We start from the raw sequence: 22,126 nt of genomic DNA, 5'->3' as shown, positions 1-22,126 counted from the left end.
CGGGACCAGGTCGCCGCTCGATCGCCCGCTCGCGCTGGCCCTGTCCACAGGGCGCTACCGGAGCGGGTCAGGGCCAGACCGTGAGGTCGATCGTGATGAAGTCGCCGTCGTCGCGCTCCTGCGGCGCCTCACGGACCGTCACCAGTCCCACGTGGCCTCTGCTGAGCACGCAGATGCGTGTCCCCTTGGTCAGCTGGGGCCTCCTGATGATGCTCGTATAGCGCGTGTCCGACCTGCACTCCTCCAGTGAACCCGGCTGGTCGGCGTCGAGCCTCACCAGGTGCCCATTGGACCTGAAGTCGTTGGAGAAGGTGTAGATGAGGTCCCCTCGGGGCCCGTTCATCTCGTGGAGCCTGAGTGGGTCCTCCGAGAACAGGAAGTAGAAGTCCGTGGGCATCCTTATGTCGGACTTCGTCACGGGAGTGGGGGCTGCGGGAGGCGGTGGCGAGGTCGGCGGTGTGGAGGAAGCGGGAGCGGCCCCGGCCGTCGGGGTCACGGACACCGTGGGCTGAGAGGCAGGCGCCGAACCGCGAGCGGTCGGCGAGTTGAGGGTCGGCAGTCCGAAGACGGCGAGGAGGACTCCGGCGACGCCGGCCACCGCGGAAGCCACCGCGGCCCACTCGCCGAGCCGCCGGGCACGAGGCCTCCGGGGCGGCGTCGGAGAGGGCGGAACGTTCGGCGAGGACGGTGGCGGGGTTGGGGTGGGCGACCCTGCGCTACCGGGATCCGAATCGCTCATGGACGGCCTCCTTCACGGCGATGGATACGTAGATGTTCCCATCAACTAAGGCTGTCATGTGTGCTGTTGACCGTTCATGCTCGCGAGAAGCGTGATCCGTGAGCGAGTTCCGGGCGGACACCTTCGCGCCCGAAGGACGTAGGGACGGGCCCCTCGCCGCTCAGGGGCAGCCGCTGCTTCGGTGGCCCTGAGCGGCGGCCGTCGGCGCATGGCGGCCGGCTGCGAACACAGCCCTGTCATCACCTCGGGCAGCGTGCCGGATGTGCTCGGACCGGCAGTCGCGACAGTGGCCGGGGGTGGGGGAGCGGAAGGCGCGTTCGCAGGCGTCGCAGGTCTGGAAGGGCGTGACGGTGATGCGGGGGCGGGCGAGTGCGGCGAGGTCCCGGATGTCCGGAGGCGGTGGTGGGAGCAGCTCGGTGAGCCGGTACTTGAGGAGTTTGGCCGGGTGCTTGAGCGGGTGGGGCGGGTCGTCGGTGAGGGCGTGACGGATGGCGTCGGGGCGGGCCGCGCGTTCGAGCCAGGCCGCGACGCCGGGGACCAGTCGACGGACGTCGTCCTCGGAGAGCGTGAACTGGGGCGCGTGGCGGTGCAGGTCGCTGAGGAACGCGGTGGCCGCACGGTCGAGTTCCGGGGTGGGTTCGCTGGGGCGGGGGAGCGGGCGGGGCGGCGGCTTGGGTGCGGTCGGGGGCGGGACCAGCGGTACGAAGCGTGGGGGCGGGGGAGTGACGAACGGGGTCGGCTGCGGGGGTACGGGCGGGAGCGCGGACATGTCCGGCTCGGGCGGCGAGGCAGGTGCCGGTGCCGGAGCCGTAGTTAACGTGGGCAGCGCCTCGGTCCGTACCGGGAGCGAGGCCGGTACGGGGAGTTGTGGCGGGGCTGCCGGGCGGCGGGGGTGAAGCAGGGCGGTGGGTTGGTTGCAGAAGACCGTGCGGGTGATGACCCGGCCGTTGGGCAGTCGGTGCCGGAGGCGTTGCAGGTAGCCGAGGGTTTCCAGTTCGCGCAGGGCGGCGGCGATGCGTTTCTCGCCTTCCCGGCAGTGGGTGGCGAGCGCTTTGATGCTGACTTCGACGCCCTGGGGCAGTGACTGGATGCGTACGGCGATGCCGACGGCGGTGCAGCTGAGGTCGGGGTGCTGGGCTAGGTGGTTGCCGACGACGGTGAAGCGGTCGGTGTGGGGGATGACGATGTGGATCATGCCGGAGGTGGGCAGGGGGCCGGGAACCTCTGCCAGGGCGCGCTTGAGGGCAGTATTCTGCTGGGTATCCATCGGGAAGGGTCTACTTCCTTGGTGGTCAGGCCCTCGGTTGGGATTGCAGTCCCGGTCGGGGGCCGACGTATGTCCGGTGGGGTGTGTCGTTGCTGGCGTGAGCATATGCCGGACAACCGGCCCGAAAGCGAGCTGAGTTGGAAAACCTCACCCGTGTGGGTGACGAGCCCCTGGGGTGCGTCAGGTGGTCGCCGGGGGTGGGTCGGGTGGGGTTATTTCTTCTGGTTCTTTAGGTAGTTGACGTCGCGCTTCACCGGGGCGCGGTGACGAACGATCCGGTCGGGGGTCTTGCGGGACGCACCGGGTCGCGGCGGCGCACGACCCGGCGGGAGCCGTCACCGTACGAGGTCGATCTCCGCCCATACGGTCTTACGGGGAACGGGCCCGGGCGTGATGCCCCAGTGGTCGGCCAGCGCCTCCACGATGAGCAGGCCCCGCCCTGTCTCCGACATGGGGTACGGCGAGGACCTCGTCTACAAGGTCGAGGGCGGTCGGCGCATCCCCCGTCCTGAGTTCATGGACGCGGCGGACCTTGCGGTGGGCGCGGACGGAAAGCTCGCGGCGATGAAGTCCGATCTGGCGGAGGTGCGGTACCCGAGGAAGATCCGGGAGCTGGCGAAGCTGGAGGCCGCAGCGGTGGAGGTGCTTGCGTACGGCAACAGCAGCGTCCATGGGCTGTTGCAGACGACCGAGTATGCGCGAGCGTTGTTCTCGATGCGCCAACCTGCCTACCCGCAGGAGGAGATCGAACGTGGAGTTGTCGCGCGTATGGCTCGGCAGGCCATTTTCGAGCGGTCACCCGCCCCGACGCTCGGATTCGTCCTGGAAGAGGTGGTGCTCCGGCGTCCCCTCGGAGGCAAGATGGTGTTGCGTCGCCAACTCGAACACCTGCTGATCTTGAACGAGTTGCGTAATGCGACCGTGCAGGTGATGCCGATGGATCGGGAGGAGCACGCAGGAATCGATGGGGAGATCCAGGTGCTGAAGTTCAAGGACGGCACGGCGGTAGGGCGTTCCGAGGGGGCGTTCGGCGGTCGCCCGGTCTCGGATCCGAAGCAGGTCCGAATTCTTGATCTGCGGTGTGGAATGATCCGTGCCCAGGCTCTCACCCCTCCGGAGTCGACGGCCTTCATCGAGAAAGTGCTGGGAGAGACATGATGTGCAAGCCGTTCGCCGGGGAAGCGTCCGACCTGCGGTGGTTCAGGAGCAGTTACAGCGACAGCAGCAACGGCAGCGAGTGCGTCGAGGTAGCCACCGCCCCGGACGCCGTCCACGTGCGCGACTCCAAGGACCTCCAGGGCCCCCGTCTCGCCGTCGCCCCCGCCGCGTGGGCGGGCTTCGTCGCGTACGCCGCAGCGCACTGACCTCGCGGCCCGAGCGCGAGGTGCACGCTCTCCGGTATCGATAGCGGCCCCGACCAGGACGGCCTCATGACTTCTGTGTACCGGAGCGAGCAGGCGCGAGCCGAAGTGCGGCGCTGGTGCGTGAACCGGATCGATGGCTCGGGTCTGGCCCGTGCCCGCAGTGAGGTGGTGACCTCGGCGGGGGGCACCGGAGTCGTGACCGCAGGGCCGGAGCCGCGCGAAGGGGAGCCGAGTGTCGCCCTGCTGCCGGGGACGAACATGAACGCCGCTCTGTGCCTGCCGGTGGCGGAGGCGATCGCCCGGGAACGGCGGGTGGTCGTCCTGGACCTGCCCGGTCAGCCGGGGCTCAGCGCGGACGGGCGTCCTCGTGCCAAGCGCTCGTCCTGGTACGGGAAGTGGCTGACCGAGGCACTTGCGCGGGCCGCGCCCGGGCCGGTCGTCGTCGTGGGGCATTCCCTGGGCGGCGCGGTCGCCCTCGCCTGCGACGCCCCGCAGATCGTCGGCCGGGTGCTGCTCTCCAGCGCCGGCATAGTCCGGCTGAGGGTGCCCGCCCCTCTTCTGGCCGCCACGGTCCCCTGGCTCCTGCGGCCCACGGTCGCCCGTTCGGCTGCTTTGGTGCGTCACATGGCGGCTCCGGGGCAAGGGCGTGTGCCCGACGGCCTGGGGGAGTGGATGGACCTTGTCGGACGCTGCTGCCGTACCAGCCTCGCTCCGCCTCCCCTTCCGTCCGGCCTGCTCGAACTGCGGCGCTCCGTGCCCACGTTGGTCGTCGCTGGACGGTTCGACCCCTTTCTGCCGCCACGGGACCTGGGTCCGGCCGCCCGGCGTCGGCTCGGTGCGGAGTTCAGGGTGATCGAGGGGGCGGGGCATCTTCTGTTGGACGAGTCGCCGGAGGCGGTCCTCGCCGCGATCCGGGAGTGCTGCGCGGCCGTCGCGGCGGGTCGATGAGCCGCGCCGGTCTGTCTACGCGGCGACCGGCGGGGTAAGCGAGGTGGAACACTCCCTCCGACCGGAGGCGATACCCCCTCCGACCTGCCGATAGGTGTCCGATAAACGTAACTGCGGTTCCGTATAACGATGACGTCACCCGCCCGGTACGTTCGCACGCGCACTCCAGGGAAGTGACCTGCATCACTAAAGATCAGGCAAAGGGCATGGTGCAAATGCCCAACTTCATAGGCGGAAACCCCGCCGAAGCGCAGTGCCGGGACCGCCCCGGTGACAGGCCGGAGCGATCGTCGCCGTCGTCCACTCCATGGGACACGCCGAATCGCCGACCGGACAACGGCGTTCGCTCAACCCTCCAGATACGTCCCCCCATCGCACACCGAACGGCGAAGACACCCCACCTGTCCGCCGTTCCCGCGTCATCGAGGTAGCCAACGTGTCACTCGAATCCATAACCGAGAACGTCGACGAAGCCGTCAGCGGGTTCTTCGAACCGATAGCCGAATGGCTCGGCGAGATCGTCTTCTACGCCGTCCCCGTCGGCGGGACGGATCTCCCGCTCATCGTCGCCTGGCTGGTGGTGGCGGGCCTCGTCTTCACCGGCTGGTTCGGATTCGTCCAGGTGCGCAAGTTCCGCCTCGCCATCGATGTGGTGCGCGGCAAGTACGACGACAAGGACTCGGCGGGCGAGGTCAACCACTTCCAGGCGCTGACCGCCGCCGTCTCCGGCACGGTCGGCCTCGGCAACATCGCCGGTGTGGCCGTCGCCGTCTCCATCGGCGGTGCCGGTGCCACGTTCTGGATGATCCTCTGCGGTCTCCTCGGCATGGCCACCAAGTTCGTCGAGGTGACCCTCGGCGTGAAGTACCGCGAGGTCCACGCCGACGGCACGGTCTCCGGCGGACCGATGCACTACCTGCCCAAGGGGCTCGGCGAACGCTTCGGGAAGAACGGCAGGACCTTCGGCAAGGTCCTCGCCGTCCTCGCCTCGATCATGATCCTGTTCTTCGGGCTCTTCGGCGGAAACCTCTTCCAGGTCAACCAGTCCTACGCCCAGCTCGTCTCCGTCACCGGCGGCGAGGACGGGGCGATGGGCTCCTCCGCCGGGGCGCTCTTCTTCGGCGTCCTCGTCGCCGCCCTCGTCGGCATCGTGCTGCTCGGCGGCATCCGCTCCATCGCCTCGGTCACCAGCCGGCTCATCCCCGCGATGGCCGGGATCTACATCGCCGCCTGCCTCGTCGTCATCCTCGTCAACGTCACCGCCGTGCCCGCCGCGTTCGGCACGATCATCGAAGGCGCGTTCAACCCCGAGGGCGTCGCGGGCGGTGTGCTCGGCGCACTGATCATCGGCTTCCAGCGCGCCGCGTTCTCCAACGAGGCCGGCCTCGGCTCCGCGCCGATCGCCCACTCGGCGGTCAAGACCAGGCACCCCGCCAGCGAGGGCCTGGTCGCCCTGCTGGAGCCGTTCATCGACACGGTCGTCATCTGCACCATGACCGCGCTGACCATCGTCATCGCCAACCCGGCGAGCTGGGGCGAGGCGCGCGACGGTGAGTCGATCGGCGGCGTGACGATCACCTCGGACGCCTTCGAGACCGTGCTGCCCTGGTTCCCGTACGTCCTGACCGTCGCCGTGCTGCTCTTCGCGATTTCCACGGTGCTCACCTGGGGCTACTACGGACTCAAGGCCTGGACGTACCTCTTCGGCCGCAGCCGCACCAGCGAGACCGTCTTCAAGTCCCTCTACACCCTGCTCGCCGTCTCCGGGTCGCTGCTCACCCTCCAGACCCTCATCGACCTGGCCGACGCGGTGCTCTTCTCCCTGGCCGTCGTCAACATCATCGGCCTCTACCTCCTCGCGCCCGTCGTCAAGCGCGAGCTGAACACCTTCCTCGCATACGTCCGCACCCGGCAGGCCGGCGGAACGGACGGCGACGACGGGGACAAGGACGACGAGCCGTCCAAGGCGACCGTCTGAGCCCGACCACTTACGACCGATGCCCCTCGCCCCGACCGTCACGCGGGGCGGGGGGCCTCAACTCGTGTGCAGCATCAAGCCGATGCCCACCACCATCAGCCCCGCCGCCGCGATCCTCGGGGCCCCGAAGCGCTCCTTGAAGAACAGCGTGCCGATCGCCGCGCCCACGATGATCGACGACTCGCGCAGCGCCGCGATCGGGGCGAGCGGGGCCCTCGTCTGGGCCCAGAGGACCAGCCCGTACGCGATCACCGACAGGGCCGCGCCGAGCAGGCCCCGTACGGCGAACGGCTTGAGCTGAGCGACCAGTTCGCTACGGCGGCGGTAGTACGCGTACGCCGGGATCGCCAGGCCCTCCAGGATCATCAGCCAGGCGATGTAGCCCAGCGGGGTGTCCGAGGCGCGTACGCCGACGCCGTCGACCGTGGTGTACCCGGCGATCGCCAGGCCCGTGCCGAGGGCCGCCACGATCGCCGGCCAGTGCGGGCGCTTGCCGGAGCCCCGGATGCCCCACAGCGCCAGCCCGACCAGCCCGGCCGAGGCCACCGCGACGCCCGCCGTGGCCCAGGCGTCCGGGCGCTCGCCGACGAACACCGCCGCCAGGACCGTCACCACCAGCGGGGCCGTCCCCCGGGCGATCGGGTACATCTGCCCGAAGTCGCCGAGCGTGAACGAGCGCATCAGCAGCAGCATGTACAGCACGTGCAGGGCGGCCGACACCACCAGGTACGGCCAGGCCTCCGCCGCCGGGAACGGGACCAAGAGGGCCATCGCCGCGCCGATCAGCAGGCCGCCGCCGGAGATCAGCGTGAACGAGATCAGCTGGTCCTTGATCGCGTGGGCGATGGCGTTCCAGCTGGCGTGCGTGACGGCGGCTATGAGGACCGCGAGGGCGACCAGCGGGGTCACTTGGCGGGCTCGCGCACATCCGCGACCGTCGCGCCCGCGTGGGCGATCAGCGTTTTCGGGTCCAGCGGGAACACCGTGTGCGGGGTGCCCGCCGCCGCCCACACCACCGCGTGGTCCAGGAGGCGCCGGTCGGCCAGGACGCGGGTCCTGGTGGCGTGGCCGAAGGGCGGTACGCCGCCGATCGCGTAGCCCGTGGTCTCCCGGACCAGATCCGCGTCCGCCCGCTTGACCTTCTGCGCGCCCAGCTCACGCCGTACCAGCTCGACGTCCACCCGCGAGGACCCGTCCATGAGGACCAGCACCGGCACGCCGTCCGCCGTGAAGACCAGCGACTTGACGATCTCGCTCAGCGAGCAGCCGATCGCCGCCGCGGCCTCCGCCGCCGTACGGGTCGCGTCGGGGAAGCGGCGCACCTCGACCTGGAGGCCCAGCTCGGCCAGCGCCTCGGCGAACCGGGGGTGGGCGGGCGGGACGGGGGCGGCGGCGGGCATCGTTTCGGAGGGTTCGGGAGTGCTCATGGCAGCACGCTAGCGGTCGGTGCAGTATGCATGCGAGGGGGTTCCGGGTGGTGGGCGCGAGGCGGCCTCACTCTGTCCGGTGGGAGCCCGGGGTGTGGCCGAACGTGCGGCGGAACACCTCGATGAAGGCGCTGGTGGACGACCAGCCGCACTGATGCGCCACCGCGGTGACCGGCGTCCGACCGGTCAGGAGGATCAGGGCGTGGTGGAGACGGAGCTGGGTGCGCCACTGCGGGAAGGTCATGCCGAGGTCGCCGCGGAACAGCCGGGACAGGGTCCGGTCGCTCGCCCCGACCCGGCGGCCGAGTTCGGCGAGCGTACGGCTGTCGCCCGGGTCGGCCCGGAGGATGTCGCACAGGGCGCGCAGCAGGGGGTCGGAGGGCGTGGGCAGGTGCAGCGGCTGCTGGGCGGATGCCCGGAGCTGGTCGAGGAGCACGGCGCGCAGGCGGGCCCGCTCGGGGCGGTCGTCGTCGCCCTCGTCGCGGGTGTAGGCGATGAGCAGCTCGCGCAGCAGGGAGCTGACGGCCAGCACGGTCGGCGAGTCGAGGCCGAGCGGGTTCTCGGTGACGGGGAGGCCCACCAGGTGCAGATCGAGTTCGCCGTAGGCCCGGTGTGCGTGGACGACGCCCGCGGGGACCCAGATCGCGCGGTTGGCCGGGGCGACCCAGGACCCCGCACCGGTCGAGACGGTCAGCACGCCGCGGCCCGCGTAGACGATCTGGTGGTCGTCGTGCCGGTGGGCGTCGATCGAGCCGCCGGGCGCCAGCCGCCGGGTGCGGGTCGGCGCCACCGGATCGTGCCGGACGGCGGCCTGCGGCACGGAAGCCTGGCGGATGTTCGTCATCATGTGGCAGTTTATCGAAAGCGCGACAGCGGCCCCGGGCCGGAGCATGGCGGGATGCGAAGGAACACGCCGATCGTCCTGCTGTCCGCGGGTCATGCCTGCGTCGACATCTACCAGGGCTCCGTCGCGGCCCTGGTGCCGTTCTTCATCGCCGAGCGCTCCTACTCCCTCGCGGTCGCCTCGGGCATCGTGCTGGCCGCATCGCTGCTGTCCTCCGTGGCGCAGCCGCTGTTCGGCGTGCTCACCGACCGCTGGGCGATGCCGTGGCTTCTGCCGGTCAGCACGCTGCTCGGCGGTCTCGGCATCGCGCTGAGCGGCCTCAGCGGCTCCTACCCGCTCACCCTGGTGTTCGTCGCGCTGTCGGGGATCGGGGTGGCCGCCTACCACCCCGAATCCGCCCGCGTCGCCCGGATCGCCGCGCGGGGCAGTCACCGGGCGATGGGCTGGTTCTCCACGGGCGGCACGGTCGGCTTCGCGCTCGCCCCGCTGATGGTCGCCGCCGTGATGAGCGCCGGAGGGCTGCGCTGGACGCCGCTGCTCGTGCTGCCGGCCCTCGTCGGCGCCGCGCTGTGCCTGCCGGTCGTGCGCGTCCTCCAGCAGCGGCAGGCCGCCGGGTCCCGTACTCCGTCGCCGCCGGCCGGGAGCGACGACGTCGCCTCCTTCGTGCGGCTGTCCCTGGCCGTGGTCTTCCGGTCGATCGCCTTCATCGGCCTGAGCACCTTCATCGCGCTGTACGTCCGCCAGCGCCTGGGCGGCGGCATCGCCGTGGGGACCGCGGCCCTGTTCGTGCTCTACCTCGGCAGCACGGTCGGCGCGGTGCTCGGCGGGTCCCTGGCCGCCCGGTGGGACCGGGTGGCGGTCGCGCGCTGGTCGTACCTGGTCACGGCCGCGGCCGTCGCGGGTGTGGTGGGGGTGCCCGGCCCGGCCGTCTTCGTGTTCCTGGCGCTGGCCTCGGCCGGTCTGTACGTACCGTTCTCGCTCCAGGTGACGCTCGGCCAGGACTACCTGCCCTCCCGGGTCGGCACCGCCGGCGGGATCACGCTCGGTCTGACCGTCAGCATCGGCGGCCTGGCCAGTCCCGCCATCGGCGCGCTCGCCGACGCCACGTCCTTGCGGACCGCCCTGGCGCCTCTCGTGGCGATGCCGCTGCTGAGCTGGCTGCTCTTCCGCACCCTGCCCGAACCGGGGGTGCCGGGGGCCGCGTCGTCCGGGGCCGCCGCCGTCGCGCGCTCCGGGAGCGGGGCGCCGAAACCCGGATGACCCGGGGCGGGGGTGCTCCTACGCTCGCCCCATGGGCATCGGGGCGCAGGGCGAACAGGGCGAGCGCGGTGAGCAGGACGGGCGGAGGCGGCACACCGACCACCTGCTGAACGTGGTCGACGTCGAAGCCACCTGCTGGGACGGGCAGCCGCCGCCCGGCCAGGTCAGCGAGATCATCGAGATCGGTCTCACCGTCGTCGACCTGGGCGCGGGCCGACGGCTCGCCAAGCACCGGCTGCTGGTCCGGCCCGCACGCTCGGAGGTCAGCCCGTTCTGCACGGAGCTGACCGGGCTGACGCAGGCGGAGGTGGACAGCGGTCTGCCCTTCGCCGAGGCGTGCCGGGTGCTGGCGGCCGAGCACCGTACGGGGTCTCTGCCGTGGGCGAGCTGGGGCGACTACGACCGCGACCAGTTCACGCGCCAGTGCCGGGCGACGGGTGCGGAGTACCCCTTCGGGCAGCGGCACACGAATGCCAAGGTCGCCTTCACCGCTTCGTACGGGCTGCGCCGCCGCCCCGGCATGGCCCAGGCCCTGGAGGCGGCCGGCCTCCCGATGGAGGGCCGTCACCACCGGGGCGACGACGACGCGTGGAACATCGCCGCCCTGGTGCTGGAGCTGGCGGGGCGGGGCGACTGGGCTGCGGGTCGGGGCCCCGCGAGCCCGAACTGATCCGAACGGAAGACCCTAGCACTCCGGTCCGGGCTCAGCCGCCCGCCTTCAGCACCTCCGCGACGACCGGGCCCGCCGCGTCGCCGCCGTGGCCGCCGGTCTGGACGACCGCCGCGGCCGCGAGGTCGTCGCTGAAGCCCGTGAACCAGCTGTTGGAGGTCGCCTGCCCGTCGACCTCCGCCGAACCGGTCTTGGCGCCCTTGTCCCCGCCGACCGAGGCCATCGCCTTCGCGCCGGTGCCCCAGGCGGCCGTGGCCCGCATCATCGTCGTGAGCTGCTGGGTGACGGACGGCGACAGCGAGCGCGAGGCCGTCGCCAATTGCCGGTTGTCCAGGGACTGCGGGACGATCACCGGCTGACGGAACGTGCCGGTGCGGGCGGTGGCGGTGATGGAGGCCATGTTGAGGGCGTTCATCTGGACCGTGCCCTGGCCGATGTACTGGGCCGCGGCCTCACCCTGCACTTCCTCCGGAACGCTGCCGTCGGTCGTGACGACACCGGACTTCCAGTCCAGACCGATCCCGAAGACCTCCCGCGCCTCCTTGGCGAGCGCCGCGTCGTCGTCGACGTCGTCGATCAGCTTGACGAAGGCGGTGTTGCACGACCGGGCGAAGCTCTGCGTGAACGTCGAGCCGTCCGGCAGCGAGAAGTGCTTCAGGTTGTGGATCGTGCGCGTGTAGTACCTGGCCTCCTTGGGGCACTCCGCCGCCCCGTTCGCCGTGACCACGCCCTTCTCCAGCAGCATCGCCGCCGTCATGATCTTCAGCGTGGAGCCGGGCGCCTGCTTTCCCTGCAACGCCGCGTTGAACCCGGTCGCCGGGTTGTTGGCCACCGCGCGGATCGCCCCGGTGGACGGCTTGACCGCGACCACGGAGGACTCCGCGTACCGCTTCACCGCCCGCTCCGCCGCCGCCTGCGCGCCCGCGTCGATCGTCGTCTGCACCCTGCCCGGCTTGCCCTTGGCCAGGGTCAGCAGGTTGACGTCCGGCTGGGTCTCGTCGGCGGGCTCGATCCACGTCTCGATGCCGGGCGAACCACCCGCGCTCTCCCCGTACTTCTCGCGCAGCGTGTCCAGGATCGGCCCGAGCGAGGGGTACTTCTCCTTGGTCAGTACCGTCCCGTTGCGGTCGACGGCCTCGATCGTCGGCGTCGAGGACTCGCCCGTCCTCAGCGTCGCGCCCTCCGTCAACTGCGGGTGCACGACCGTCGGGGCCCAGTCGACCAGGGCCTTGCCCGTCGTCAGGCCGCGCACCACGGTCAACTCCGAGGCGTACGCCAGGGGCTTGGACTTCCCGTCGTAGGAGACGGTGGCCTCGACCGTGTAGGGCACCTTCGTGCCGACGGCCGGGCCCGGGGTGATCTTCACCTTGCCGATGCGGGCGTCCTCGCCGTACGCGGCGAGCACCGGTGCCGATCCCGACTCGTTGTTGGTGAGGAGGGACGCGGCGGCCGCGTCCCCCGCCGCCCACGCGTCGAGGAAGCCCTTCGACGTCTCGGCGATCTCCTCCGCGCTCGGCGGCCCCGTCTTCACCTTCGACGACTCGGACGCGCTCCGCGTACCGCGGTCCCCGCCGCCCGTGTCCCCGAGCATGCCGTACGCCCCGTAGCCGATACCTCCGGCCACCAGGACGAACGCTCCGCCGATGACGGCGACCTTCGCTCCACTGCGCATCTCGCAGTCCCCCTCCCCAGGAGAGCCCCCAGAACGCGTTCAAGGGGCAACCGTGAGGAACCCTAAAGGCTTGTGGCGGCCGGTGAGGACGTTGTTACCGGACCGGAATGCTGAGCCGGAAAGCGCTCTCTGCCGAGGTCCCGCTGACCGCCCTGCCGGCCCCGCCCTACTGCGCCCAGTCGAAGGCGTCCGACTCCAGGTCGATCTGCGCGTTGCCGCCGCCGAGGTTGAACCCGCCGACGCCGTCCTCCAGTTCGAAGACGTACGGGGTCAGCCCCTCGGGCATCCCCTGGCAGGGCATGATCGTTCCGCCCAGGTGAGAGGTCCCGTCGATGGACGACCAGAACTCCTGGAGCCGCTCGTCGTCCTCGGAGGACCAGGCGGCCACATAGCCGCCCGCGCCGTCCTCCGCCGGGGCGATGCCGGTGTTGGGGTCGCCGACGCGCTCGCCGAGCCAGACGGTGGTCTCGGGGGCGCTGTCGTCCCAGGCGTTCTGGCCGCGGCTGTAGTGGTCACCGAGACCGGCCGGGCGGATGTCGGCCGGAGGATCGATACGGGGCGCGGCGAACTCCTCGGCGGTGAGCCACAGGAGCGCGTGCGCGCCGCCGATGAGGTCTTCCAGGTCCCGCTGCTGGGGATGGCGTGCCGCGGCCGTCGCGGCCACCGCGGCGAGGAACGGGTCCGCGGCCTGCTCGGCGGTGGGCGCGGTGCCCTCCAGCAGCTCGGCGACGCCGTCGATGGCGGCGGCGACGTGGTCGTCGGCTTGGAAGAGGGAGAGGGCCACCAGGTGCTCGCCCTTGCGCCGGTAGTCCTCCGGCAGTTCGAGCGTGATGATGTGAATCATCGGCAGTCCGGTGACGGGGCTCCGGGGCCACGCGGCCGTTCCGATGCCGGGCGCACGACCGCCGCACCACCCGGCGACGCGGGCATCGGGCAGATCGGTCTCGATGGTCTTGCCGGGAAGGAGCGTCAGCTCGTCCGCGGATTCCCCGAACCCCAGTTCGTACGCCTTCACCGTGTGCCTTCCGTTCGATTGCGACGGCGCTCAAGCTACGCGAGGGCACTGACACCCCGGCCGTGGTTGCCGACGACGGGCAGCCGGGGCCGGTCCGTCAGTGCCGACATCGCTCCCTGAAATCACTCCGGGCACCCGCCTAACCTTCTCGGACACGAGGAAGCGAAACGTCAGCTCGGCGCCGACAGGCAAGGAGCAGGGCGGGTGCAGGACAGCACAGGAGCGGGCAAGGGGGGGCGCGGTCAGGTGGACGGCGAAGCGAACGGGGGCGCGTCCGGAGTGCGCGTCCCGGCGACAGCGGGTGCGGCCGGCGGGAGCGGGCTGGGGCCCCGCGCGTCCATGCTGATGTCGTTGGCTCTCGGCCTCCTGCTGGGGGCGCTGTCAGCGCTGGTGATGTGGCCGGCGGCACAACATCTGCGCTCCCTCCAGGGCGGCGAGCGGGCCCGGGCGACCTTGCACACCGGCGGCGCGTGCATGGCGGGCCAGTGCGAGGTGAGGTTCGAGGCCGGCGGGCGGACCGTGGTGGCGGACCTCCCGGTGGGCAGCGGAGGTGGCAGGCAGTCCGCCGGCGCCGCCGTGACGGTCCGGTACCGGGCGGACGATCCGCGGGTGGTCGCCCGCGAGGACGACCTCGGGGGTGGCGGTGCGGCCCTGCTGGCGTGGATCTCCGGTGGGACGGCCGCGCTCTTCCTGGCGGTTTCGGGGGCGGCCGCGGTCTTCCTGGCGCGACAGCGGCGATCGTGACGACGATGATGTGTAAGCGATGTGTGAATGCCGAATTGCCGGGCACCAGGACCTTTGCAACGAGGTCCTGGCGACATTCGGAGCCGGGCGACGCCGGTGAGATGCACTGAGGCCGTTGTGAAGTGCAGGCGTAAACGCGTCTGAACAGACTTGACGATGGGAAACGAAAATGATCGTCCTTGGACTTATTCTGCTGATCATTGGCCTGCTTGTCGGTATGGGGCTGCTGACCACCATCGGCGGCATCCTCATACTCGTGGGTGCCATCCTGTGGATCCTGGGTGCCACCGGCCGCGCGGTGGGCGGGCGAAAGCACTTCTTCTAACCCCTGGGTACAGAAGAGAGCGGACCATCCGGGTTCAGGAGAGAACCGGGAATTCTGTCGACCGGGCAGGATCCTGTGAAACGCGGGCGGGCCGCGACGACTTGTCGTCGCGGCCCGCCCGCGTTTCACCTTCTCGCGCCGTTCGCACCGCGGTGCCCAGCTGAGCACGGGGGCAGTCTCCGGTCGGCGTCGACGAGGGGTGCACTGCTGACGTGCACTGCTGACGTGCACTACTGATGTGCACTGGTCGAGTGCAGACGCACGTCAGCCGTCGAACCAGACGACCAGGCGGACTCCCTCGTCGCCGTGCAGATGTGCCAACGTGCGCATGACCGACCAGACGGCGCCCCATTCGCTGTCGGGCACGACGTCCTTCCGCCGCAGGCGGCCGACGCGGAAAAGTCTGTCGCCGTCCGGCCACTCGGTGTTCTCGGGGTAGACGCTGCCTGCGGAGTAGAGCTGCCGGGCATCGGTGAGGCCGGAGAGTTCGGCAAAGCGGGTGAGTCCGGAGTTCCGCCCGTGCATCTTCCAGCTGCCGTCCGAGCTCCGGCGGAACTCGTGAAGACAGCCGTCGACCTCGTTCGAGACTTCGTCCCCATCGGCGGCTGCCAGCTCCGCCCAGGAGATCCAGGACTCGCCGTGCAGCTCGTCACTCCAGGTCTCGAAGTCGGCGAGGACTCCTCTCGACACGTCATGAGGGAGGCCCCGGTGATCGGCGAGTGCGCGGAACGAGGTGGTGTCGCGGACACCGAACAGGGAGCCGAAGGCTACGTAGTCGCGCCCGTTGTAGAGGTGCGAGAGGTCGATGGCCTGGAACCACTCGCGATCGTCCTCGTCCAGCCATCGATCCCACCGGCACTCGATGAAGCCGTGAATGTCTGTCCCCATGCCCGGCATTGTTGTCCGCCGGCATACGGGGGGGCGAGTCCTTTTCGCTCTCCGCCCATCGGGCGCGCAGCCACCTCCGGCAACGATTTCCCCGGGTCCGGCCCGAGAGCGCCCATCAGCGGAGAACCACGGATCAGGCATACCGGGGGGAGCTCGCCGCAAGGCCGGCACCTATCCGCAGGAGTCGCAGACCCTTGTCACCGGAAGCTCAACGAAGCAGCTGGTGCACACAGGAGTTGGCGTTTCGCTCGGCTTCGTCGACGCACGGCGCTGGACGACCAACAGCCACCACCAACGACCAGGGCGGGCCCGACACCATCAGGTGTCGGGCCCGCCGTTTCCCGGCTACACCCACGTGTCCAGCCACATCCGGTCCCGCCACAGGTCCTCCGGGATCGACGTCCCCGTGTGCAGCGGCCAGAAGTAGATGAAGTTCCAGACGATCAGGAGCACCAGCACGCCCACCGCGATCGCCCCCAGCGTGCGGCGGCGTTCGCCCGTGGGGTCCTGGGCGGTGAGGCCCAGTTCGGCACGGGAGCCCGTGCCCGCCGCCGGGCCCGCGATCGCGCCCAGCAGCATCGTCACGGCCAGACACAGGAACGGGACGAACACCACCGCGTAGAAGAGGAAGATCGTCCGCTCCTGGTAGAAGAACCAGGGCAGCCAGCCCGCCACCACACCGCAGGCGATCGCGCCCGCCCGCCAGTCGCGGCGGAAGAACCAGCGCCAGAGCACGTACGCCAGGGCGAAGCAGGCCAGCCACCACAGCAGCGGGGTGCCGATGGCGAGGACCTCGCTGGCGCACTTGCCGGTCGCCGATTCCTTGCAGCCCGCCTCCTCCTCGTAGTAGTACGACACGGGCCGGCCCAGCACGAGCCAGCTCCACGGGTTGGACTCGTAGGTGTGGCCCGAGGTCAGGCCCACGTGGAAGTCGTACACCTGGTTCTCGTAGTGCCACAGGCTCCGCAGCCAGTCCGGGAACAGCCAGCTCCAGGAGGAGTCCTTGCCCTCGGTGGCCGCCCAGTTCCGGTAGTAGCCCTTGTCCGTGACGATCCAGCCGGTCCACGACACGACGTACGTGACGATCGCGACCGGCACCGTGGAGAAGAACGCGGGGACCAGGTCGCGCCGCAGCACCGCCCGGTACGGGTGCACCGCACCCGCCGTACGCCGCGCGCCGACATCCCACAGGACCGTCATCAGGCCGAACGCGGCCAGGACGTAGAGGCCGTTCCACTTCGTGGCGAAGGCCAGGCCCAGCATCACGCCCGCCGCCAGCCGCCACGGCCGCCACCCCAGGCGCAGGGTCTCCGCGATCCGGGCGTCCGGGCGCAGCACCCCCTCCTCGTCCACCGGCAGCGCGTCGGCGAGCCGGCGGCGGGCATGGTCGCGGTCGGCCACCAGGCAGCCGAACGCGGCCAGCACGAAGAACATGACGATCAGGTCGAGCAGCGCGGTCCGGCTCATCACGAAGTGCAGCCCGTCCACCGCGAGCAGCAGCCCCGCCAGACAGCCCAGGAACGTGGAGCGGAACAGCCGCCGGCCGATCCGGCAGAGGACGAGGACGGAGATCGTGCCGAGCACCGCCACCATGAAGCGCCAGCCGAACGGCGTGAAGCCGAACAGCTGCTCGCCGAACCCGATGATCCACTTGCCGACCGGCGGATGCACCACATAGCCCGGGTCGGTCGGGATCGGGACGGAGGAGGGGTCCTTCAGGATCAGCTTGTCGACGTCCTTGGGCCAGGAACCCTCGTACCCCTGGTTGACCAGCGCCCACGCGTCCTTCGCGTAGTACGTCTCGTCGAATATCACCGCGTGCGGCTGGTCCAGCTTCCAGAAGCGCAGCAGCCCGGCGACCAGCGTCACGAGCAGCGGGCCGCCCCAGCCGGACCACCGCACCAGCCGGTCGGCCACGTGCGGCGGGATCGCGAGCACCGACCACACCTGCCGTCCGGGCCGGGTGTACGGCGGGTCCAGCCGGTCGCGGAGAGAGGTCTCCGGGCGGGGAACATGGCCGAAGCGGCGCAGCCGCCGTTGCCAGGAGGTCGGCTGCTCGCCGAGCGGCTCCCCGGCGTCTTGGCCCCGCTGGGTCTCGGGTGCGGTACTCGTCACGGCGCCATCGTAGGGAACGCATCTGTGCGAAGGGCGCTGCCCGTGCTGCGAGGATGGCGGATGTGACTGGAACGACTGGAACGCTCGTGCTCGCAGGGACCCCCATCGGTGACGTGTCGGACGCCCCGCCACGCCTCGCCGCCGAACTGGAGCGGGCCGACGTCGTCGCCGCCGAGGACACCCGGCGGCTGCGCCGGCTCACCCAGGCGCTCGGCATCCACACCTCGGGGCGTGTCGTCTCCTACTTCGAGGGGAACGAGTCCGCCCGTACGCCGGAACTCGTCGAAGCCCTGACCGGCGGCGCGCGTGTCCTGCTCGTCACGGACGCGGGCATGCCGTCCGTCTCCGACCCCGGCTACCGGCTCGTCGCCGCCGCCGTGGAGAAGGACATCCGCGTCACCGCCGTCCCGGGACCCAGCGCCGTGCTCACCGCGCTCGCGCTCTCCGGCCTCCCCGTGGACCGCTTCTGCTTCGAGGGGTTCCTGCCCCGCAAGGCCGGTGAACGGCTCTCCAAGCTCCGCGAGAACGCCGACGAGCGCCGCACGATGGTCTACTTCGAGGCCCCGCACCGGCTCGACGACACCCTCGCCGCGATGGCGGAGGTCTTCGGCGCCGAGCGCCGCGCCGCCGTGTGCCGGGAGCTGACCAAGACGTACGAGGAGGTCAAGCGCGGTCCGCTCGGCGAGCTGGCCGTGTGGGCCGCCGACGGCGTACGCGGGGAGATCACCGTCGTCGTGGAGGGCGCCACCGACTCCGGCGACGAGGGTCTGGACGCCGACGAACTGGTGCGGCGCGTGCGCGTGCGCGAGGAGGCGGGGGAGCGGCGCAAGGAGGCGATCGCCGCCGTCGCCGCCGCCGCCGGACTGCCCAAGCGGGACGTCTTCGACGCGGTGGTCGCCGCCAAGAACGCGGAGAAGGGCGAAGGGAAGGGCGCTGAGAAGGGCGCCCCGCCCAAGCCGTAGCGCCCCGCCGAAGCCGTAGCGCCTACGGCGTCTCCGTGTCTACGGCGTCCCCGTGTCTACGGAGTCTCCGTCAGCAGGCCGTACGCCGTCGCGACGAACGTGTCCGCCCGGTGCACCCGCCGCGTCGCCGTCGCCGCCACCACGAGACCCGTCTCCGGGCGGAACCCCAGGAACGCCTGCTGCCCCAGGGTCGCGCCCGCGTGGAAGAGGACCGGGCCGTACGGGGACGGGTGGTGGAACCACGTGAGCGTGTGGGTGTGCGCGTGCCGCAGGCCCCGGCGCAGCAGGGGGCGGGACACCTCGGCGAGCGCGGCGTCCAGCGTCGGGTCCCGGAGGTCGGGCCCGCCCGGACGGGCCGCCACGTGCGCCCGCACATGCGCCTCCAGGAACGTCAGCAGGTCCAGCGGGGTCGCCCGGACCGCGCCCGCCGCCGTGAAGCCCCCGGTGTCCAGCGCGGGCACCGGCGTCCCGTCCCGGCGGTGGCCCACCGCCTCCGTGCCCTCCGGCCCCGGGCGCACCCGGGTCGCCGCCAGGCCCAGCGGGGCCAGCACCTGCTGGTGCAGCAGCACCTCCCACGGCGTGCCGGTGGCCGCCGCCAGGGTGTGGCCGAGGACCGAGACGGCGAAGTTCGAGTAGTGCCAGCGGGTACCGGGCCGGTGGCGCGGGCGGGCCCGCAGGAAGGCCCGGACCACCCGGTCGGCCGGATAGCCGCCGTACGGGTCGGTGGACCAGCGGGGCACCGCCTGCGGGTAGAAGTCGGCGGGCAGGCCCGGCAGCCCCGAGGTGTGGGTGAGCAGATGGCGCAGGGTGATCCGGCGCACCGCCGGGTGCACCGGGAAGCCCGGGGCCAGCAGGTCCGCCGCCCGGTCCGCGTACCGCACCCGGCCCTGCGCCACCAGCCGGGCCAGCAGCAGCCCCGCGTACGGCTTCGACGCCGAGCCCAGCTCGTACACCAGCCGCTCCCGGCCCGCCGGGCCCGGTTCCGCACCGCCCCCGGTGTGGACGGTGCGTAGCCCGTTCCGGCTGACCGCGAGCACCAGGTCCGGGGCGTCGACCGCGCGGGCCGCCTCGGCGAGGAGGCGCGTGTCGGCCGGGGAACCGGGGGTGTCGTCCACGCGGACCGCGGTCGTGTCGGTCATGCCGGGGCCGGGGCGGCGCTGAGGTCGGACAGGGCGCGGGACAGCGCGAGCGCCGAGGCGAACGCGGCGACCAGCGTCGGGTGGTAGACGAGGTCGAACACCGACTCCTCGTCGCCCTCCGGCATCCCGCCGACCACCGGCATCGCCCCGTCCGGCTGCTGGGCCTGCGCGAACCCCTGCCAGGCCGCCGGGTCCAGCGTCGGTTCGGGGAGACACGCGTCGACGACCAGCAGCTCGCCCAGCAGGTCCCAGCGCTTCAGGTCCAGCCAGTCGTCCAGCCAGACCGGCAGCCACAGCGCCAGGTACTCCGCGACGTCGGCGGGCAGTCCGGCCGGCTTCTCGCCCCAGTCGGTGAGGTGGAACACCGTGTGCGTGATGTCGTAGCCGATATGGCCCTCGACCGTCCACGGCTCCGGCCGCCGCGCCAGCCAGGTGTGCGCCAGCGCCGCGGTCTCCGGAACGCTCGGCTCCACCCCGAAGCGCCGCTCGATCGCGCTCAGGCCGAGCCGCCGCACCGGCAGCACCTCCAGCGCCGCCCAGCTGGCCAGCCGGTGGTTGAGCCGGATCGCGGACTCCAGGTCCGGCTGCCGGTAGCCCAGCTCCCGGAACGGCACGTAGACCTCCAGCGGCACCGGCGAGAGCGGCTCGCGCCGCTGGCCCTCCAGCAGCCGTGTCCCGGAGCCCAGCAGTTCGTGCCAGGCGTGGTCCAGGAGCTTGTGGGCCAGGGACGACTGCTGCGAGCCGGCCACGCCCTCGCGGAAGATGACCTTGCCGATCAGGGCCAGTTCGCCCAGCGGCTTGAAGCGGTCCAGCATCCCCGCCTCCGGAGACGGGTCGGCCTCCAGCCGGAACCCCTCCCGGTGTTCGTACAGCCAGCCCAGGGCCTTCGCCCCGACGTCGTGGATCTGCTGGATGCCGCTGCTCATGCGGTCCGCCTTTCCCGGCCGGGCACGGACCCGTCCGTCTGCCCCGGCGACCGCAGCGACCTCAGGGACAGGGCCGCTGCGAAGGCCGTGACGAGCGTGGAGTGGTAGCAGTCGATGAAGGGGTACGGGTCCGGCGACGCCGTGTCCCGCACCGGTGGGCCGGTCGCCGTGTCCCGCACCGGTGGGCCGGTCTCCGGGACGCAGCCGCTCCCGTGCTGTACGTCGGCGAGCACCGGCCACACCGCGTCCAGCAGCGGCTCCGGCGCCGGGCCCGGCAGCGACGCCGCCACCGCCAGCAGTTCGCCCGTCAGGTCCCACTGGCCGCTCTCCAGGCAGCCGTCGGCCCACGCGGGCAGCCAGGTCCGCAGATAGCCGTCGATCCTCGCCGGGACCCGGTCGGGCATCCGGCCCCAGTCCGTGAGGTGGAAGACGGTGTGGGTCAGCGCGTAGCCGGAGGGGCCCTCGAACATCCACGGCTCCGACAGGCCGCCCAGCCAGGTCCGGGACAGCACCGCGCCCGCGTCGGTGTGGGGCACCACGCCGACCCGCCGCTCGGAGTTGACCAGGCCCAGCTGCCGGTTGGCGTGCTGCTCGGTGTGGGCCCAGGCGCGGGTCGCGGTGAGCGGGCGGGCCAGCGCCTCGAAGCCCTCGTGGCGCAGCCCGTACCCGGCGAAGGCGGCGTAGATCTCGTACGGGTACGCGGCGAACGGCTCGGCGCGCAGCAGCTCCAGGAGCAGCTCGCCGTCCGCCACCTGCTCCCAGGCGTACGCGACGAGCTCCCCGGCCAGCTCGTGTTCCGGGGTGCCGGGGGCGGTGGTGCGGCGGATCGTGGAGCCGAGCTGGGCCAGTTCGCCCAGGGGCTTCAGCGTCGCGTTGACCTGGGTGTGGGGTTCCAGGACGTCGTCGGGGAGCGCGAAGCGCGCCCGGTGCGCGTCGGTCCAGGCGAGGGCTCCGCGCAGGACGCCGGGGAGGACCGCGAGGGCGGCGCCGGGGACTGCGTGCTCGCCGGGGACCCCGGCCCCGGCCCCGGCCCCGGGACCGGGACCGGGACCCGGACCCGGACCCGGGCGTCCGCGGGGGCCGTCGGCCGGGCGGTCCTGGGAGGCGCCCTCGGTCGCGGTCGTCGTCACCGTGCCCTCGCCTCGGCCATCAGCCGGGCGGCCCGCACATGGAGGGTGACCCGGGGATCGTGGCCGCCCGACAGCTCGACGAAGTCCAGGCCGCGCTCCAGGCCCAGCGTCGCCGGTTCGCCGCCGATCGCCGCGAGCCAGCGGCCCGCGCCCGCCGCCTGGAGCCAGTCGCGCCGCCGCACCGCGCGGACGAAGCCGCGCGACAGGTCGACGGCCCGGTTCGCCGCGGCCCGTTGCACGGCCGAGGGCGCGGCCGGGACGGCCAGCGGTGCGAGCACCGAGAGCTGATGGGTGAACGCCTGCCAGGGGGCCTCCTCCAGCCAGGCGGCGTCGGGCTCCGCGTACGCCGCGGGAGCGGCCGCTCCCGGTGCGGGCGGTGCCATCCGCTGGAGCGTGGAGATCATGTGCCAGTGGCTCCAGGCCGTCGCGGCCGGAGCGTCGGGCTTGGGCGGGAACTCCCGTACCGCCCGGTCGAGCACGGCGACGTCACCCGGATGCGGATGACGTCCGTACAGAACACTGGGCAGCAGCAGGTCGGCCCCGATGACCCGTGCCGCCGCGATTCCGGTCCGATTCTCCTCGTCGATTCCCGCCGCGCCGCACACCGTGGCGAGGTGGTCCCCGCTCCGCAGAGCGAGGACCACCTCTGTTGCCAGGTCATGCACGGCGCCCGCCAGGGGCGACGACGCATGTGTCTGGTCCATGTGCCGGCG

22 protein-coding genes are annotated in these 22,126 nt (G+C 71.8%); 9 read left to right on the top strand and 13 right to left on the bottom strand.

Features of this window, described 5'->3' with window-relative positions:
• Positions 1-67: 67 nt before the first annotated feature.
• Both OG245_RS14595 and OG245_RS14590 read right to left on the bottom strand, forming a co-directional pair.
• Positions 68-418: a hypothetical protein gene (locus OG245_RS14595; RefSeq protein ID WP_365543294.1), complete on the bottom strand. Its 351-nt coding sequence runs from the start codon at positions 416-418 to the stop codon at positions 68-70.
• 481 nt (positions 419-899) lie between these two features.
• The gene (locus tag OG245_RS14590) at positions 900-2,006 is read right to left on the bottom strand and encodes a hypothetical protein (RefSeq protein WP_371623948.1); all 1,107 of its coding nucleotides are present in this window, start codon (positions 2,004-2,006) and stop codon (positions 900-902) included.
• A 393-nt stretch (positions 2,007-2,399) separates the two neighbouring features.
• Here OG245_RS14590 and OG245_RS14585 point away from each other — a divergent pair, with 393 nt between their 5' ends.
• The 4 genes from OG245_RS14585 (at position 2,400) to OG245_RS14570 (ending at position 6,296) form a co-directional block, all read left to right on the top strand.
• Complete coding sequence (locus OG245_RS14585; protein WP_371627887.1) at positions 2,400-3,164, top strand: DUF5753 domain-containing protein; 765 nt, start codon at positions 2,400-2,402, stop codon at positions 3,162-3,164.
• Positions 3,161-3,370: a DUF397 domain-containing protein gene (locus tag OG245_RS14580; protein WP_371623947.1), complete on the top strand. Its 210-nt coding sequence runs from the start codon at positions 3,161-3,163 to the stop codon at positions 3,368-3,370. The genes OG245_RS14585 and OG245_RS14580 overlap by 4 nt, the downstream gene beginning before the upstream one ends.
• A gap of 66 nt (positions 3,371-3,436) precedes the next feature.
• Positions 3,437-4,318: an alpha/beta fold hydrolase gene (locus OG245_RS14575; protein WP_371623946.1), complete on the top strand. Its 882-nt coding sequence runs from the start codon at positions 3,437-3,439 to the stop codon at positions 4,316-4,318.
• A gap of 436 nt (positions 4,319-4,754) precedes the next feature.
• A complete protein-coding gene (locus tag OG245_RS14570; RefSeq protein ID WP_371623945.1) occupies positions 4,755-6,296 on the top strand; it encodes an alanine/glycine:cation symporter family protein in 1,542 nt (513 codons plus the stop codon).
• A gap of 57 nt (positions 6,297-6,353) precedes the next feature.
• Here OG245_RS14570 and OG245_RS14565 read toward each other — a convergent pair whose 3' ends face one another.
• The 3 genes from OG245_RS14565 to OG245_RS14555 all read right to left on the bottom strand — a co-directional run bounded on the left by OG245_RS14565 (position 6,354) and on the right by OG245_RS14555 (position 8,570).
• On the bottom strand, positions 6,354-7,205 hold the full coding sequence (locus OG245_RS14565; RefSeq protein ID WP_371623944.1) for an EamA family transporter: 852 nt from the start codon (positions 7,203-7,205) through the stop codon (positions 6,354-6,356).
• Positions 7,202-7,723: a YbaK/EbsC family protein gene (locus OG245_RS14560; protein ID WP_371623943.1), complete on the bottom strand. Its 522-nt coding sequence runs from the start codon at positions 7,721-7,723 to the stop codon at positions 7,202-7,204. Before OG245_RS14560 ends, OG245_RS14565 begins: the two co-directional genes overlap by 4 nt.
• Before the next feature lie 67 nt (positions 7,724-7,790).
• Positions 7,791-8,570, bottom strand: a complete 780-nt coding sequence (locus OG245_RS14555; protein ID WP_371623942.1) for a helix-turn-helix transcriptional regulator — start codon at positions 8,568-8,570, stop codon at positions 7,791-7,793.
• Between the two features lie 51 nt (positions 8,571-8,621).
• Here OG245_RS14555 and OG245_RS14550 point away from each other — a divergent pair, with 51 nt between their 5' ends.
• Complete coding sequence (locus OG245_RS14550; RefSeq protein WP_371623941.1) at positions 8,622-9,827, top strand: MFS transporter; 1,206 nt, start codon at positions 8,622-8,624, stop codon at positions 9,825-9,827.
• Between the two features lie 31 nt (positions 9,828-9,858).
• Complete coding sequence (locus OG245_RS14545) at positions 9,859-10,497, top strand: exonuclease domain-containing protein (protein ID WP_371623940.1); 639 nt, start codon at positions 9,859-9,861, stop codon at positions 10,495-10,497.
• Positions 10,498-10,531: 34 nt separating this feature from the next.
• On the opposite strand, the gene OG245_RS14540 is transcribed toward OG245_RS14545, so the two are convergent.
• Together OG245_RS14540 and OG245_RS14535 are read right to left on the bottom strand one after the other, a co-directional pair.
• Positions 10,532-12,169 (bottom strand): penicillin-binding transpeptidase domain-containing protein, encoded by a 1,638-nt coding sequence (locus OG245_RS14540; protein WP_371623939.1) that lies wholly within the window; start codon positions 12,167-12,169, stop codon positions 10,532-10,534.
• A gap of 166 nt (positions 12,170-12,335) precedes the next feature.
• Entirely contained in the window at positions 12,336-13,184 is an 849-nt protein-coding gene (locus tag OG245_RS14535) for a hypothetical protein (RefSeq protein WP_371623938.1), read from the bottom strand.
• Between the two features lie 204 nt (positions 13,185-13,388).
• On the opposite strand from OG245_RS14535, the gene OG245_RS14530 reads away from it, so the two are divergent.
• Together OG245_RS14530 and OG245_RS14525 are read left to right on the top strand one after the other, a co-directional pair.
• On the top strand, positions 13,389-13,928 hold the full coding sequence (locus tag OG245_RS14530) for a hypothetical protein (RefSeq protein ID WP_371623937.1): 540 nt from the start codon (positions 13,389-13,391) through the stop codon (positions 13,926-13,928).
• Between the two features lie 169 nt (positions 13,929-14,097).
• Positions 14,098-14,253, top strand: a complete 156-nt coding sequence (locus tag OG245_RS14525) for a hypothetical protein (protein WP_003968543.1) — start codon at positions 14,098-14,100, stop codon at positions 14,251-14,253.
• Between the two features lie 264 nt (positions 14,254-14,517).
• On the opposite strand, the gene OG245_RS14520 is transcribed toward OG245_RS14525, so the two are convergent.
• Positions 14,518-15,141, bottom strand: coding sequence for a hypothetical protein (locus tag OG245_RS14520; protein WP_371623936.1), 624 nt, complete (start codon positions 15,139-15,141; stop codon positions 14,518-14,520).
• A 345-nt stretch (positions 15,142-15,486) separates the two neighbouring features.
• The gene (locus tag OG245_RS14515; RefSeq protein ID WP_371623935.1) at positions 15,487-17,256 is read right to left on the bottom strand and encodes a dolichyl-phosphate-mannose--protein mannosyltransferase; all 1,770 of its coding nucleotides are present in this window, start codon (positions 17,254-17,256) and stop codon (positions 15,487-15,489) included.
• A gap of 53 nt (positions 17,257-17,309) precedes the next feature.
• Between OG245_RS14515 and rsmI the strand changes: the two genes are divergently transcribed.
• On the top strand, positions 17,310-18,218 hold the full coding sequence (rsmI, locus tag OG245_RS14510) for a 16S rRNA (cytidine(1402)-2'-O)-methyltransferase (protein ID WP_371623934.1): 909 nt from the start codon (positions 17,310-17,312) through the stop codon (positions 18,216-18,218).
• A 56-nt stretch (positions 18,219-18,274) separates the two neighbouring features.
• On the opposite strand, the gene OG245_RS14505 is transcribed toward rsmI, so the two are convergent.
• The 4 genes from OG245_RS14505 to OG245_RS14490 are packed head-to-tail and all read right to left on the bottom strand — an operon-like array spanning position 18,275 to position 22,117.
• Positions 18,275-19,357, bottom strand: a complete 1,083-nt coding sequence (locus OG245_RS14505; protein ID WP_371623933.1) for a serine hydrolase domain-containing protein — start codon at positions 19,355-19,357, stop codon at positions 18,275-18,277.
• Positions 19,354-20,283: a hypothetical protein gene (locus tag OG245_RS14500; RefSeq protein WP_371623932.1), complete on the bottom strand. Its 930-nt coding sequence runs from the start codon at positions 20,281-20,283 to the stop codon at positions 19,354-19,356. The genes OG245_RS14505 and OG245_RS14500 overlap by 4 nt, the downstream gene beginning before the upstream one ends.
• On the bottom strand, positions 20,280-21,413 hold the full coding sequence (locus OG245_RS14495; protein WP_371623931.1) for a hypothetical protein: 1,134 nt from the start codon (positions 21,411-21,413) through the stop codon (positions 20,280-20,282). Before OG245_RS14495 ends, OG245_RS14500 begins: the two co-directional genes overlap by 4 nt.
• Entirely contained in the window at positions 21,410-22,117 is a 708-nt protein-coding gene (locus tag OG245_RS14490) for a hypothetical protein (protein WP_371623930.1), read from the bottom strand. Before OG245_RS14490 ends, OG245_RS14495 begins: the two co-directional genes overlap by 4 nt.
• Between the last annotated feature and the right edge of the window lie 9 nt (positions 22,118-22,126).

It is taken from the genome of Streptomyces sp. NBC_01116 (genome assembly GCF_041435495.1).
Taxonomy (GTDB): Bacteria; Actinomycetota; Actinomycetes; order Streptomycetales; family Streptomycetaceae; genus Streptomyces.
Note: the sequence above shows the minus strand (reverse complement) of the source record. Positions and strands in the feature narration are given on the sequence as shown.

Bases quoted from the DNA above. Each gene is read 5' to 3' on its own strand.
- OG245_RS14590 (WP_371623948.1), bottom strand. From the start codon at position 2,006: ATGGATACCCAGCAGAATACTGCCCTCAAGCGCGCCCTGGCAGAGGTT.
- OG245_RS14585 (WP_371627887.1), top strand. From the start codon at position 2,400: ATGCCCCAGTGGTCGGCCAGCGCCTCCACGATGAGCAGGCCCCGCCCT.
- OG245_RS14580 (WP_371623947.1), top strand. From the start codon at position 3,161: ATGATGTGCAAGCCGTTCGCCGGGGAAGCGTCCGACCTGCGGTGGTTC.
- OG245_RS14575 (WP_371623946.1), top strand. From the start codon at position 3,437: ATGACTTCTGTGTACCGGAGCGAGCAGGCGCGAGCCGAAGTGCGGCGC.
- OG245_RS14560 (WP_371623943.1), bottom strand. From the start codon at position 7,723: ATGAGCACTCCCGAACCCTCCGAAACGATGCCCGCCGCCGCCCCCGTC.
- OG245_RS14555 (WP_371623942.1), bottom strand. From the start codon at position 8,570: ATGATGACGAACATCCGCCAGGCTTCCGTGCCGCAGGCCGCCGTCCGG.
- OG245_RS14550 (WP_371623941.1), top strand. From the start codon at position 8,622: ATGCGAAGGAACACGCCGATCGTCCTGCTGTCCGCGGGTCATGCCTGC.
- OG245_RS14545 (WP_371623940.1), top strand. From the start codon at position 9,859: ATGGGCATCGGGGCGCAGGGCGAACAGGGCGAGCGCGGTGAGCAGGAC.
- OG245_RS14540 (WP_371623939.1), bottom strand. From the start codon at position 12,169: ATGCGCAGTGGAGCGAAGGTCGCCGTCATCGGCGGAGCGTTCGTCCTG.
- OG245_RS14525 (WP_003968543.1), top strand. From the start codon at position 14,098: ATGATCGTCCTTGGACTTATTCTGCTGATCATTGGCCTGCTTGTCGGT.
- OG245_RS14520 (WP_371623936.1), bottom strand. From the start codon at position 15,141: ATGGGGACAGACATTCACGGCTTCATCGAGTGCCGGTGGGATCGATGG.
- rsmI (WP_371623934.1), top strand. From the start codon at position 17,310: ATGGCGGATGTGACTGGAACGACTGGAACGCTCGTGCTCGCAGGGACC.
- OG245_RS14505 (WP_371623933.1), bottom strand. From the start codon at position 19,357: ATGACCGACACGACCGCGGTCCGCGTGGACGACACCCCCGGTTCCCCG.
- OG245_RS14500 (WP_371623932.1), bottom strand. From the start codon at position 20,283: ATGAGCAGCGGCATCCAGCAGATCCACGACGTCGGGGCGAAGGCCCTG.
- OG245_RS14490 (WP_371623930.1), bottom strand. From the start codon at position 22,117: ATGGACCAGACACATGCGTCGTCGCCCCTGGCGGGCGCCGTGCATGAC.